Genomic DNA, 12,085 nt, shown 5'->3' with positions numbered 1-12,085 from the left:
GATCGCAACAGGAGCGAAACAACTGTGGCCGTAAAGATCCGGCTCCTGCGGATGGGCAAGATCCGCAACCCGCAGTACCGCATCGTCATCGCCGACTCGCGCACCAAGCGTGACGGTCGCGCGATCGAGTTCGTCGGTGTGTACCAGCCGAAGGAAGACCCTTCGGTGATCGAGGTCAAGTCGGAGCGGGTCCAGTACTGGCTGTCGGTCGGCGCTCAGCCGAGCGAGGCCGTGCAGCGCCTGCTGGAGCTGACCGGTGACTGGCAGAAGTTCAAGGGCCTGCCGGCCCCGCCGCCGCTGAAGGTCGCCCCCGAGCGGGCCGACCGCAAGGCGGCGTACGAGGCCGAGGCGAAGGCCGCCGCCGGTGTGGCTGACACCCCGGCCAAGCCGGCCAAGAAGGCCGCCGCCAAGGCGGAGGAGCCGAAGGCCGCTGAGCCCAAGGCCGAGGAGCAGACCGGTGCCGAGTCCGGCGAGCAGGCCTGACATGGCGCTGCGTCCGGCCCTGGAGCACCTGGTCAAGGGGATCGTCGACCACCCGGACGACGTCCGGGTGCGAATGGTCGACTCCCGTCGGGGCAAGCGCCTCGAAGTCCGCGTGCACCCCGAGGACCTCGGCACGGTGATCGGGCGGTCCGGCCGGACCGCCAAGGCGCTGCGCCAGGTGATCGGCTCCATCGGCGGGCGTGGGGTACGCGTCGACATCGTCGACTCGTACTGATGCTTCTCGTCGTCGGCCGCATCGGCAAGCCGCACGGCATCCGCGGTGAGGTCACCGTGGAAGTGCGCACTGATGAGCCCGAAGCACGGTTCGCCCCCGGTTCGGTGTTGACCACCGAGCCGGGGGTGGTCCCGTCGGAGCCCGGCGCCTGGCGGGTGCCGCCGACGCTCACCGTCGAGTCGGCCCGCTGGCACCAGGGGCGCCTGCTCGTCGTGTTCGAGGGCGTGCTGGGCCGGGACGTCGCCGAGGCGCTGCGCAACACGCTGCTCGGCGTGGACAGCGCCGACGTGGCCCCGCCGGAGGACCCGGAGGAGTTCCACGACCACCAGCTGGTCGGCCTCGCCGTGGTCACCCGGGACGGGGAGCACGTGGGCGAGGTGACCCGCATCGACCACGCGCCCGCGTCCGACATGCTGGTGCTGCGCCGGCCCGAGGGGCGTACCGCGCTGGTCCCGTTCGTCAAGGCGATAGTGCCCGAGGTGGATCTGGCCGGCGGTCGCGTCGTCGTCGACCTGCCCGGTGGCCTGCTCGATCTCTAGCTGGAGCCCACCGCATGCGCGTCGACATCGTGTCGATCTTCCCCGAGTACTTCGCACCGCTGGACCTGTCGCTGATCGGCAAGGCCCGCGCGAACGGCACGCTGCGGCTGGCCGTACACGATCTGCGGACCTGGACCCACGACGTGCACCGCACCGTCGACGACACGCCCTACGGCGGCGGTCCCGGCATGGTCATGCGGCCGGAGCCGTGGGGGGAGGCGCTGGACGCGCTGGCCCCGGGCGAGCTGAGCCCGGACGGGCATACCCTGCCCCGGCTGCTCGTGCCGTCCCCGGCCGGCGTGCCGTTCACCCAGGCCATGGCGCACGAGCTGGCCGCCGAGTCGCATCTGCTCTTCGCCTGCGGCCGGTACGAGGGCATCGACCAGCGTGTCCTGGACCACGCCGCGACCCGGATGCAGGTGACCGAGGTCTCCCTCGGCGACTATGTGCTCTTCGGCGGCGAGGTGGCCGTGCTGGTGATCCTGGAGGCGGTCACCCGGCTGCTGCCCGGCGTCCTCGGTAACGCCGGTTCGCTGGACGAGGAGTCACACGCGCACGGGCTGCTGGAAGCCCCGCTCTACACCAAGCCGGCGACCTGGCGCGGGCTGGACGTGCCGGAGGTGCTGCGCTCCGGCGACCACGGGCGGATCGCCCGCTGGCGCCGGGACGAGGCGCTGCTGCGCACGGCGCAGCGCCGGCCCGACATGATCGGCGCGCTGCCTGCGGAGACGCTCGACAAGCGGGACCGGGCGGCGCTGGACCGGGGTGGATTTTCCCCGCCACCCGGGCATGTGGCAAAGTAGAGGGGTTGCCGCATCCGCCCACGCCGTGAGCGGCTGCGAGGACCCTCGACCGGGGCCGGCGGAGCCGGTCACCACCCGGGGGTCAGAATCACCCGTTCGCGCATCGACTGACGATGCGCCGTGAGCCTCACGAGGACGCAGCGATGAACATCCTGGACGCCCTTGACGCCCAGTCGAAGCGTACCGACCTGCCCGACTTCCGTGCCGGTGACACCGTCAAGGTGCACGCGCGAGTCGTCGAGGGCGCCCGGTCCCGGGTCCAGATCTTCCAGGGCGTCGTCATCCGCCGCCAGGGTGACGGTCTGCGCGAGACCTTCTCGGTCCGCAAGGTCAGCTTCGGCGTCGGCGTCGAGCGGACCTACCCGCTCAACGGCCCCGGCATCGACCGGATCGAGATCGTGACCCGCGGTGACGTGCGCCGGGCCAAGCTCTACTACCTGCGCGAGCTGCGGGGCAAGAAGGCCAAGATCAAGGAGCTGCGGGAGAAGCAGCCGGCGAACTGACTTTCGTTCGCCACGCCGCCCGAGCTGCGCGGATGTCGTATCGACCAGACCGCATTACCCTGGTCGGTACGGGCACAGCCGGACGGCGCGAAGCGGTCCACTGCCGCCCGTGGGGTCTCCGAGGAGACTCCCGGGCGGTAGTGTCGTTTCCGCGGACCGGAGAGTGGCATGGTGCAGATGGTTGACGAGGACGGCGCCGTCGATCCCTGGCGCCGGCGAGCCCGGCGCGGGCGTCGCCAGATGCCGCTCTGGCAGGAGCTGCCGCTGCTGCTCATCGTGGCGTTCTGCCTCGCGGTGCTGATCCGTACGTTCCTGCTCCAGGCGTTCTTCATCCCCTCCGGGTCGATGGAGAACACGCTGCTCGTCGGCGACCGGGTGCTCGTCAACAAGGTCGTCTACGACGTCCGGGACCCGGTGCGCGGCGAGGTGGTGGTGTTCCGCGGCACCGACCGCTGGGTCGCCCAGGAGGCGCCCGCGCCGCCGACCAACTTCGCCGGCCAGGTCAGCCGCACGCTCGGTGACCTGGTGGGCGTCAGCCGCCCCGGTGAGAAGGACTTCATCAAGCGGGTCATCGGCGTGCCGGGCGACAAGATCTGGTGCTGCGACGACGGCCGGGTGGTGGTCAATGGGACGCCGCTGGACGAGCAGGCGTACGTCTCTGAGGACTCGCCCGCCGAGCTGCCGCCCAACCCGAAGGAGTGCCGGTCCCGGCAGTTCACCGAGGTGGTGGTGCCGCCGGGGCAGATCTTCGTGATGGGTGACCACCGGCTGGTCTCGCAGGACGCCCGATGTCAGGGGCCGGTGCCGATCGAGAACGTGATCGGCCGGGCCTTCATGATCGTCTGGCCGTCGCAGCGGTGGACCACCCTGCCCGTACCGGAGACGTTCACGAACGTGCCGCGCGCGGACGCCGCGGCAGCCGCCGGTCCCGTCCCGGTGGACCCCGACCCGGTGGGCGGAGTCGTCCTGATTGTGCCGGTCGCGGCGACGCTCGCCGTTCTCGCGGGTTCGGGGCGACTGCGCCGCACCCGGGGACGTAGGCTCCTCCCGTGATCGACGAGCAGACCGAGAAGCCACGCAACTCCTTCTGGAAGGAGCTGCCCATCCTCCTGGGTGTGGCGATCCTGGTCGCAGTGCTGGTTCGCGCCTTCGTGCTGCAGACCTTCTTCATCCCGTCGCCGTCCATGGAGAACACCCTCAAGATCGACGATCGGGTGCTGGTCAACAAGCTGGTCTACGACTTCCGCTCGCCGCACCGGGGCGAGGTGATCGTCTTCAAGGCGCCCACCGAGTGGAGCGGAAACCCCGACGGCGAGGACTTCATCAAGCGGGTGATCGGCGTCGGCGGCGATCACGTGGTCTGCTGCGACCGGACGGGCGGGCAGGAACGGCTGGTCATCAACGGCAAGCCGGTCGACGAGCCGTTCATCTTCCCCGGCAACAAGCCCGCCGACCAGGACTTCGACATCACCGTGCCGAAGGGCCGGCTGTGGGTCATGGGCGACCACCGGGAGGCCTCCGGCGACTCGCTGGAGCACTGGCAGCAGTCCGGCGAGGACATCAACGTCGCCACCATCCCGGAGGGCGAGGTCGTCGGGCGGGCCTTCACCATCTTCTGGCCGGTCGGCCGCGCCACCTGGCTCAGCGTCCCGAAGCAGTTCGAGGGGATCCCCAATCCCTGACCCGACGGCTTCCGCGCGCCCCCACGCCCACCCCCGGCCGCCAGCGGGAGGGCGTGGTCGTTCGTCGCAGCCGTCTGGCAGGCTGGTGCGGTGACCGTCTACACCCCTCGTCGCGCGGCCCGGGTGCTGCTGGTCGACGCGTCCGACCGGGTGCTGCTCTTCGAGGGCAGTGATCCGGCCCGGCCGGGTCACCGCTACTGGTTCACCCCCGGCGGCGGGCTGGACGCGGGGGAGTCCCCGGCCGACGGCGCGGCCCGTGAGCTGGCCGAGGAGACCGGCCTGCGGCTGGCCCCGGCCGAGCTGGGCGCGCCGGTCTGGTCGGAGACCGTCGAGTTCCCGTTCGACGGCGTCTGGTACCGCCAGGAGCAGCAGTTCTACCTGGTCCGCGTGGCGGGCTGGGAGGTCGACACCACCGGCTTCAACGACATCGAGCGCGCGAGCGTGCACGGGCACCGCTGGTGGACGGTGACCGACCTGGCCGCCTCCGCCGAGCGCTACTACCCGCCGGACCTGCCCGGCCGGCTCGGCACCGTGCTGACGGGAGGCGGCGCATGCTGACCCCGCCGCGCACAGTGGTGCGCCGCGACGGCGGCCTCTACGCGCTGGAGCGGGCCCTGCAACGGCGGGGCTTCCGGTACGTGGCGGGTGCCGACGAGGCGGGCCGGGGTGCCTGCGCCGGGCCGCTGGTCGCCGCCGCCGCGATCCTGCCCGAGGGGCGCCGCGGCGAGATCGACGAGCTGGCCGACTCCAAGCTGCTCACCCCGGCCGCCCGGGAGCGCGTCCACGACGAGGTGGTGGCGCGGGCGCTGGCGTACGCGGTGGTGGTCATCCCGGCCGACGAGGTGGACGCCCGCGGCCTGCACGTGTGCAATCTCGCCGCGATGCGCCGGGCGCTCGCCTCGCTGACCACCCGCCCGGAGTACGTGCTGACCGACGGCTTCGGCGTCGACGGGCTCGACGTGCCGGGGCTGGCGGTCTGGAAGGGTGACCGGGTGGCCGCCTGCGTGGCGGCGGCGAGTGTGCTCGCCAAGGTCACCCGGGACCGGATCATGGTGGAGCTGGACGAGCGGTTCCCCGGCTACGGCTTCGCCGAGCACAAGGGCTACATCACCGCCGAGCACAGCGCCGCGCTGCGCGCGCTCGGGCCCTGCCGGGAGCACCGTTTCTCGTACGTGAATGTGGCCGCCGTCTCCGGACGGGACGGCCGGCCTCCCCGCGCCCGCCGCCCGGCGGGTGCCGACGCGGCGCTGCCCGAGCCCGCGGCCGGGCTGCCCGGACTCGGGCCCGGTGCGTTCGCCGGGCGCCCGGACGAGCCGATGGGGCGCTCCGGCGCGGCAGGGGGTACCGTCGGCGTGGCGTTGGGCGAGCAGCCGCGACCTCCGGCGTCGGTGGGGGAAGATGTGGTCATGGAAGGCGGAGTGCGATGAGCGCGGAAGATCTCGAGAAGTACGAGACCGAGATGGAGCTGCAGCTCTACCGGGAGTACCGCGACATTGTCCGCCAGTTCTCCTACGTGGTGGAGACCGAGCGCCGTTTCTACCTGGCGAACCAGGTCGACCTGCACGTCCGCAACTCGGACGGTGAGGTCTACTTCGAGGTCGAGATGCACGACGCCTGGGTGTGGGACATGTACCGCCCTGCCCGTTTCGTCAAGAACGTCCGAGTAATGACGTTCAAGGACGTCAATGTGGAAGAGCTCGAAAAGCCCGACATCTCGCTTCCCGCAGATTCCGGATTCGGGAGCTGATCCCCGGGCGGCTCGCCGCCCCGGATCACCGCTCCGGCACCACCACTTCGACCCGCTGCACCAGGTTGTTCGCGAACCCGCCCCGGTTCCACGGCTGCTCCACCGGCTGCGTCCGCCCCGAGGCGTCGGTAGCCCGGGCGCCCAGCACGTACCGCCCCGGGGCCGCCGTCCAGGTCACCGACCACCGGCGCCACGCCCACTCGCCCCCGGCCGGCTCGTCCAGGACCGCCGCCGTCCACGTCCCGCCACCGTCCATCGTCACCTCGACGGACGTCACCGGCGCGTGCCCGGACCAGGCCCGGCCGTCCACCGTGCACGGCCCCGGCCGCACCACCCGGGTACGGGACATGAAGTCCGGGAACCCGGGCGGGCGCACCAGGGCACGCGGCTCGATCCGGGTCACCGGCTCGCCGGGATCGTCGGCGTCGCGCCGCAACCGGTACGCCACCGCGTTCTGGTAGCCGTCGAACGGCTCGGTCGTCGCCGCGATGTCGCGCAGCCACTTCACGTGCGCCATGCCGTACCAGCCGGGCACGATCAGGCGCAGCGGCGCGCCGTGCTGCGGCAGCAGGGGAGCGCCGTTCATCTCGTACGCCAGCAGCACCTCCTCGCGCAGCGCGTCGGCCACCGGCAGCGCCCGCTGGTAATCCTGCTCGACGCCGCGCTCCACGCCGTGGTCCGCGCCGGTGAACACCACGTCCACCGCGTCGCCGGACAGCCCGGCCTCGCGCAGCAGCGGCGCCAGCGGCGTACCGGTCCACTCGGCGTTGCCCACCGCCTCCACCAGCCACGGCTGGCTGACCGGCCGGGGATGCAGCAGCGCCCGGCCGTTGCCGGCGCACTCCAGCGTGACCCGGTGCGTCACCCGGGGCCGGTCGCGCAGCGCCGCCAAGTCCAGCCGCAGTGGACGCTCGACCGCCCCGGACACGGTCAGCGCGTACGCGGCCGGGTCGACGTCCGGGATGTCGTAGTGGATGAGCAGGTAATGCAGGCCCGCCGGGGTCACGTCGTAGCGCAACGCCTCCAGCGGAATGCCGTGGTTACGCGCGGCGAGCTGAAGCTCCTCGGCGCTGATCGCCTCGTCCGGCCCGGCCACCCGGGCGGGTCGGCTCGCGTCGCCCACAGTGGTCACTGCTGCTCCGTCCGCTCCAGCACGTCGTAGCCCACGAACTCGAACATCCGCTCGCCGCGCGCCAGCGGGCGGGAAGTGCCGGTGAAGCGGTGCGCGCCGACGCCCACGCCGTCGGCCGGGCTACCCACCGCGACGGGCGTGAACCCCTCGGCGGCGAACCACTCGCAGATGACCGGCACCAGGTCCGGCTCGCGCCGGTGCCGGGTCCACAGCACCGTGCCGCCGGTGGCGCAGAGCGAGGCGCAGTGCCGCACCGTGGCCCGGATGTCGTCGTCGGTGATGTTGCCGAAGATGCCGCAGACCAGCACGAGATCCGCCGGGACCAGGTCGGCGTAGCTGTCGGTCAGCGCGGCGTCCCCGGTCACCACCCCCACGCCGGTCAGTCCCGCGTCGGCGGCGGCGCGGCGGGCCAGGTCCGCGTTGCGCGGATCCAGCTCGACCAGGAGCGCGGTCACGTCGCCGCCCCGAGGGTGGGCGGCCAGCACCGGGATCAGGTCGCGGCCCTGGCCGGCGCAGAGACTGAGCGCGCGCAGCGGACCGGGCGGCGCCGCATCGAGCGCCTCGGCGACGCGCTGCTGTACCTCGTCGAGCCGCCGCGCCAGTGCGGACTCGGGCTGGTCGTAGTCGCGGTGCCAGGCGTACCAGTCCTTCGTCACCCGGCCAGCATAGGCGTCCCGGCCATAGCAGATCCGCCCCGATTCCGGCGCTCGTCCACAGTAGGGGCGTCGTCCACAGGACGGCCGCGTGGCGCGTGCGGGGCAGCGCGCGACCGGTCAGGGTACGCGGTGTGCGAATGTCCTTCGGTCGGGCCGGCAGGGGCCTGGTGCTCGTGCTCGCCGTGTTGTTGCCGGGCGGCTCCGGGGTGGCCCCTGAGGGTTTGGTGGCGGCGGGCGGCCCTGATCGTCCGGCGGCAGCGGGTGTCTCGGCGGCGGGATACCGGGGCGCGCCCGGCGGGCCGACGGCCGCCGGACGGTTCCGGTGGCCGCTGCCCGGTCCGCCCCGCGTGGCACGCCGGTTCGACCCGCCGCCGCAGCCGTGGATGTCCGGGCACCGGGGCGTGGACCTGGCCGCCGTGCCGGGCGCGCAGGTCCGCTCGGCCGGCGCCGGGACCGTCCTGTTCGCCGGCTCGGTCGCCGGCCGGCCGGTGCTCACCGTCGGCCACCACGACGGGCTGCGCACCACCTACGAGCCGGTCCGGTCCCGGGTCACCGCCGGCACCCGGGTGGACGCCGGCACCCCGATCGGTGACCTGCTCGCCGGGCATCCCGGCTGCGCCGACGCGGCCTGCCTGCACTGGGGGCTGCGGCGCGGGGCGGAGTACCTGGATCCCCTTGCCCTGCTCGGGCTCGGCCAGGTCCGGCTGCTGCCGCTCGACCCGCGCGCCGACTCCGGCCCCGCGGCGGCCGGTCCGTGAACGGCGGCGCCGCTGCCGGTCCGGGCCCGCCCGACTTCGCCGGGGTCGACCTGTCCCTGCCGGACGCGCCGCTCAGCGCTGGGCGAGCAGCGTGGGCAGCCGCACTGCCAGCCGGTCGTACTCGTCGGGGGTGTTGTAGACCTGGCCGCACAGCCGCAGGTAGCCGCGTCCGTTCCAGCCGGCCACCGACACCTCGGCGGAGAGCCGGTCGGCGATCCGGGCGCGTAGCTCCCGGGCCGCGTCCAGGGTCGTCGCGACGCCCGGCGGCAGCGGCACGAGACGCATGGCAACAGCCGGTCCGCCGGGCTCCGGCAGCCGCTCGGGCGCCACACCCAGCGCGTCCCCGACGACCCGTTGCCCGTACGCGGCCAGCGCCGCGTTGTGCGCGCGTACCCGGTCCACCCCGAGGCTGCGCAGCGTGAACAGCCCCACCGGGGCGGCCAGCCAGCCGGTGTAGTCGAGCGTCGCCTGCCATTCCACCCGGGTCGGGAAGCCGCTGTCCTGCTCCCACGAGACGACGAGCGGCTGGACCTTCTCCCGCCACGACGGCGCCACCACCAGCGCGGCGGTGCCACGCGGCGCGTACGCCCACTTGTGCAAGTTGCCCACCCAGAAGTCGGCGCCGATCGACGCGACGGTGGCCGGCAGCATGCCCGGAGCGTGCGCGGCGTCCACCAGCACCGGCACGCCCTGCTCCCGGGCCACGGCGACGAGCGCCGCGGTCGGGAACAGCCGGGCGGTCGGCGAGGTGAGCTGGTCGACGATGAGCAGCCGGGTACGCCCGGGGCGCAACCCGGTTCGGACGATCTCGACCACCTCCTCGTCGGTGGCTGTCAAGGGCACCGGGAGGGTGCGCGAGACCGCCCCGGTGCGGGCGCACTCCCGCGCGATCGACAGGGCCACCGCCCCGTACCCGTGGTCGGTGGTCAGGATCTCGTCGCCGGGGCGCAGCGCCAGCGACTGCAACACGACGGCCGCGCCGGCGGTGACGTTGCCGACGAGCGCGGTGCCGTCCGGGTCCGCGCCGAGGAACGTGGCCAGGTGCCGCCGGGCGTGGGTGATCCGGTCGACCAGGCCCTGGGTGAAGAACCGCAGCGGGTTGGCTTCCATCTCGTCGCGCAGGCGCTGCTGGGCGCGTTGCACGGCGATCGGGACGGCGCCGAACGAGCCGTGGTTGAGGTGGCTGACGGAGGGATCGAGGGAGAAGAGCAGCCGAGCACCGGGAATCGGCTCGGGCGGCTGCGGCACCGTCATCCGTCGATCCTAGCCCGAGATGGATCATCACCCGGCCGGATTCCGCCGGTCAGGCGCGGGGGTGCGCCTGCCGGTACGCCGCGCGCAGCCGCTCCACCGAGACGTGCGTGTAGATCTGCGTGCTCGCCAGCGACGAGTGCCCGAGCAGCTCCTGTACCGCACGCAGGTCCGCGCCCCCTTCGAGCAGGTGGGTGGCGGCCGAGTGGCGCAGCCCGTGCGGCGTCACCCGGGGCACTCCGGCGGCCTCGGTCCAGTCGGCCACGATCCGCCGCGCGGTGGTCGGGTTGAGCCGCCCGCCCCGCGCCCCGAGCAGCAGCGCCCGGCCCGAGCCGGGCGTCGCCAGGGCCGGCCTCCCGACGCTCAGCCACGCGTCGAGCGCCCGCTGCGCCGGCACCCCGTAGGGCACCGACCGCTCCCGGCCGCCCTTGCCGAGTACGCGCACCACCCGGCGGTCCTGGTCGACGTCGGTCACGTCCAGGCCGCAGGCCTCGCTGATCCGTACCCCGGTGCCGTAGAGCAGTTCGAGCAGCAGCCGGTCACGCAACAGCACGGCTTCGGACGTATCCGCGCCCAGTGCTCTCTGAGGTTGCGGGGCGTCGGCGGGCCGGGCCGCGTCCATCAGGGCGGCGGCCTGGTCGGCCCGCAGCACGGTGGGCAGGTCCCGCCGGGCCCGAGGGCTCGCCAGCGGCGCGGCGATGTCGTCGGCGAGCAGGCCGGTGCGGTGCGCCCAGGCACTGAACGTCCGGGCAGCGGCGGCCCGGCGGGCCATCGTCGTCCGGGCCGCGCCCATGGTCCGCTGCTTCGCCAGCCAGCTGCGCAGCACGGCCAGGTCCAGCTCCGGCAGTTCGGCACAACCCATCCGGACCGCGTGGTCGAGCAGCGACACGAGATCCGTGACGTACGCGCGGACGGTGTGGACGGATCGGTTGCGCACCCGCGACAGGTGGTCGGCGAAGTCGTCCACCGCTTCGCGCATCGACGCCGGCAGCTCCTCGTGCGCGGCCCTGGTGCCACGCTGTCGCCGGCTCACCGCGGCACCCTGACCTGGCGCAAGCGGGCGTACCGGAGGCGGGCAGCGATCACCGGTCCAGCGTACGGCGGGTGACCTGGTGCGACATCGTCGCGTCCGCGCTGCACGGCGGCCGCAGCGCCGAGCCGTCGGCCCCGTCGCGTCCGCTGGCGCCCTGCGCCGCTGCGCGCCCGCGCCTTGCGGCATGACGTTCGCGCCGCGCCGAGCAGGGTGGCTAAAGCGGCCCTGGACAGAGGAAACTCATCCTGCGGCCAGGCACAGGGCGGCAACCGGACGGCAGCGTGGCTGAGCCGGCGCCCCACGGGTGGCCGATCCGGCCGCGATCGGACAGCTGCGTCCCGCGACGGTGACGCCCGGTACGAAAAGGGGCCGAGAGTGGGAGTGGACGCGGTCCTCTACCGACAGATATCGGCGGGCAGCAGTCGTCGCCGGCCCGCGTACGTCTCGATCGAGGTCGTCGCGGACCCGCAGGACGTGTTGCTCGGACTGCTGGCCCGGGTCCGCGGAGGTGGCCGGACTCCGCTGCTGGATCGCGTCGACCCGCTCGGCGAGCTGACGGTGGACACCGAGCGGATGGCACAACTGCTCGCCGATCTGCGGTGCCTGGCCGAGGTGGCCCGGGCGCCGGCGGAGGCCGACCACATCCGCCGGCTGGCCCGCCTTGCCCGCCGCTGCGCGGAGCGCCGCGACACCGAGATCCGGTTCGAGGGCGACTGACACCGCGACGATCGCGCGTCCCGTCCCGTCCCGTCCCGTCCCGTCGCGGTGCGTCGCGGTGCCGGCTCAGCCCTCGGCAGGTCGCCGCGTGGCCCGGATCCGCCGCGTGCCCCACACGATCAGCAGGACTCCGGCCACGAACAGCGCCGGACCGGCGACGAAGCCGATGTTCCGGACCATCAGGTCGAGGTCGTGCTGCTTCTCCGCCTCGGCCTTCTGCGCCGCGTAGGAGCCGTCGCCCGCGCCGAACATGCACCGGTCCCGGGGCGTCATCACCTCCTCGCCGCACATCGTCGGGCCGTTCGGGTCGTAGTCACCGATGTCGCGGTGGGACAGGAACGCGAAGAACAGCACGAAGAGGCTGACGACGACCAGCATGCCGCCGAGCGCCCGACGCCCCGATCCGGGTGGGCCCGCCGCCGGGTTGCGGCGCGAGGTCTCCTGCGTGCTCACCGGCCACCTCCACGCGCCTGCGCGACGGCGGACGCCGGCACGGCGAGCCGCACCTCGGCGCGTGGCTGTCGCCATTGTGGACGTATTCGACGG

At 73.4% G+C, this 12,085-nt stretch carries 17 protein-coding genes; 12 read left to right on the top strand and 5 right to left on the bottom strand.

The window, feature by feature from the left end; genetic code table 11:
• Positions 1–24 precede the first annotated feature (24 nt).
• From rpsP to ACSDG8_RS10430, 10 genes are all read left to right on the top strand, one after another.
• Positions 25–483 (top strand): 30S ribosomal protein S16, encoded by a 459-nt coding sequence (gene rpsP / locus ACSDG8_RS10475; protein ID WP_210893416.1) that lies wholly within the window; start codon positions 25–27, stop codon positions 481–483.
• Positions 458–718 carry an RNA-binding protein gene (locus ACSDG8_RS10470; RefSeq protein ID WP_030500803.1) on the top strand — a complete coding sequence of 87 codons (261 nt, stop codon included), beginning with the start codon at positions 458–460 and terminating at the stop codon, positions 716–718. Before rpsP ends, ACSDG8_RS10470 begins: the two co-directional genes overlap by 26 nt.
• Positions 718–1,257, top strand: a complete 540-nt coding sequence (gene rimM / locus ACSDG8_RS10465; protein ID WP_210893414.1) for a ribosome maturation factor RimM — start codon at positions 718–720, stop codon at positions 1,255–1,257. The genes ACSDG8_RS10470 and rimM overlap by 1 nt, the downstream gene beginning before the upstream one ends.
• Before the next feature lie 14 nt (positions 1,258–1,271).
• Positions 1,272–2,060, top strand: a complete 789-nt coding sequence (gene trmD / locus ACSDG8_RS10460) for a tRNA (guanosine(37)-N1)-methyltransferase TrmD (protein WP_210942840.1) — start codon at positions 1,272–1,274, stop codon at positions 2,058–2,060.
• Positions 2,061–2,203: 143 nt separating this feature from the next.
• A complete protein-coding gene (gene rplS, locus ACSDG8_RS10455; RefSeq protein WP_073830369.1) occupies positions 2,204–2,563 on the top strand; it encodes a 50S ribosomal protein L19 in 360 nt (119 codons plus the stop codon).
• Positions 2,564–2,731: 168 nt separating this feature from the next.
• Positions 2,732–3,616, top strand: a complete 885-nt coding sequence (gene lepB, locus ACSDG8_RS10450; RefSeq protein WP_210893410.1) for a signal peptidase I — start codon at positions 2,732–2,734, stop codon at positions 3,614–3,616.
• On the top strand, positions 3,613–4,245 hold the full coding sequence (lepB, locus tag ACSDG8_RS10445; RefSeq protein WP_210893409.1) for a signal peptidase I: 633 nt from the start codon (positions 3,613–3,615) through the stop codon (positions 4,243–4,245). Before lepB (ACSDG8_RS10450) ends, lepB (ACSDG8_RS10445) begins: the two co-directional genes overlap by 4 nt.
• A 90-nt stretch (positions 4,246–4,335) precedes the next feature.
• A complete protein-coding gene (locus tag ACSDG8_RS10440) occupies positions 4,336–4,803 on the top strand; it encodes an NUDIX hydrolase (protein ID WP_210893407.1) in 468 nt (155 codons plus the stop codon).
• On the top strand, positions 4,797–5,672 hold the full coding sequence (locus tag ACSDG8_RS10435) for a ribonuclease HII (RefSeq protein WP_210893406.1): 876 nt from the start codon (positions 4,797–4,799) through the stop codon (positions 5,670–5,672). The genes ACSDG8_RS10440 and ACSDG8_RS10435 overlap by 7 nt, the downstream gene beginning before the upstream one ends.
• Complete coding sequence (locus ACSDG8_RS10430) at positions 5,669–5,992, top strand: DUF2469 domain-containing protein (RefSeq protein ID WP_011905215.1); 324 nt, start codon at positions 5,669–5,671, stop codon at positions 5,990–5,992. The genes ACSDG8_RS10435 and ACSDG8_RS10430 overlap by 4 nt, the downstream gene beginning before the upstream one ends.
• Positions 5,993–6,017: 25 nt before the next feature.
• Here the strand turns inward: ACSDG8_RS10430 and ACSDG8_RS10425 are convergent, their stop codons facing one another.
• Entirely contained in the window at positions 6,018–7,124 is a 1,107-nt protein-coding gene (locus ACSDG8_RS10425; protein ID WP_210893404.1) for a sulfite oxidase, read from the bottom strand.
• Positions 7,121–7,780 (bottom strand): methyltransferase domain-containing protein, encoded by a 660-nt coding sequence (locus ACSDG8_RS10420; protein WP_210893402.1) that lies wholly within the window; start codon positions 7,778–7,780, stop codon positions 7,121–7,123. Before ACSDG8_RS10420 ends, ACSDG8_RS10425 begins: the two co-directional genes overlap by 4 nt.
• A 137-nt stretch (positions 7,781–7,917) precedes the next feature.
• On the opposite strand from ACSDG8_RS10420, the gene ACSDG8_RS10415 reads away from it, so the two are divergent.
• A complete protein-coding gene (locus ACSDG8_RS10415) occupies positions 7,918–8,538 on the top strand; it encodes a murein hydrolase activator EnvC family protein (protein WP_210893400.1) in 621 nt (206 codons plus the stop codon).
• A 72-nt stretch (positions 8,539–8,610) separates the two neighbouring features.
• Here ACSDG8_RS10415 and ACSDG8_RS10410 read toward each other — a convergent pair whose 3' ends face one another.
• Together ACSDG8_RS10410 and ACSDG8_RS10405 are read right to left on the bottom strand one after the other, a co-directional pair.
• Positions 8,611–9,792 carry an aminotransferase class V-fold PLP-dependent enzyme gene (locus ACSDG8_RS10410; protein ID WP_210893398.1) on the bottom strand — a complete coding sequence of 394 codons (1,182 nt, stop codon included), beginning with the start codon at positions 9,790–9,792 and terminating at the stop codon, positions 8,611–8,613.
• 49 nt (positions 9,793–9,841) lie between these two features.
• Positions 9,842–10,768 (bottom strand): tyrosine recombinase XerC, encoded by a 927-nt coding sequence (locus ACSDG8_RS10405; protein ID WP_210893492.1) that lies wholly within the window; start codon positions 10,766–10,768, stop codon positions 9,842–9,844.
• A 429-nt stretch (positions 10,769–11,197) separates the two neighbouring features.
• Between ACSDG8_RS10405 and ACSDG8_RS10400 the strand changes: the two genes are divergently transcribed.
• Entirely contained in the window at positions 11,198–11,539 is a 342-nt protein-coding gene (locus tag ACSDG8_RS10400) for a hypothetical protein (RefSeq protein WP_210893396.1), read from the top strand.
• A gap of 66 nt (positions 11,540–11,605) precedes the next feature.
• Here the strand turns inward: ACSDG8_RS10400 and ACSDG8_RS10395 are convergent, their stop codons facing one another.
• Positions 11,606–11,992 carry a hypothetical protein gene (locus tag ACSDG8_RS10395; protein ID WP_210893394.1) on the bottom strand — a complete coding sequence of 129 codons (387 nt, stop codon included), beginning with the start codon at positions 11,990–11,992 and terminating at the stop codon, positions 11,606–11,608.
• Positions 11,993–12,085: the final 93 nt, after the last annotated feature.

This window comes from Micromonospora sp. LA-10, assembly GCF_051853095.1.
Classification (GTDB): Bacteria; Actinomycetota; Actinomycetes; order Mycobacteriales; family Micromonosporaceae; genus Micromonospora; species Micromonospora echinospora_A.
The sequence above is the reverse complement of the archived record's forward strand: the minus strand, read 5'-3'. Positions and strand labels throughout refer to the sequence as shown.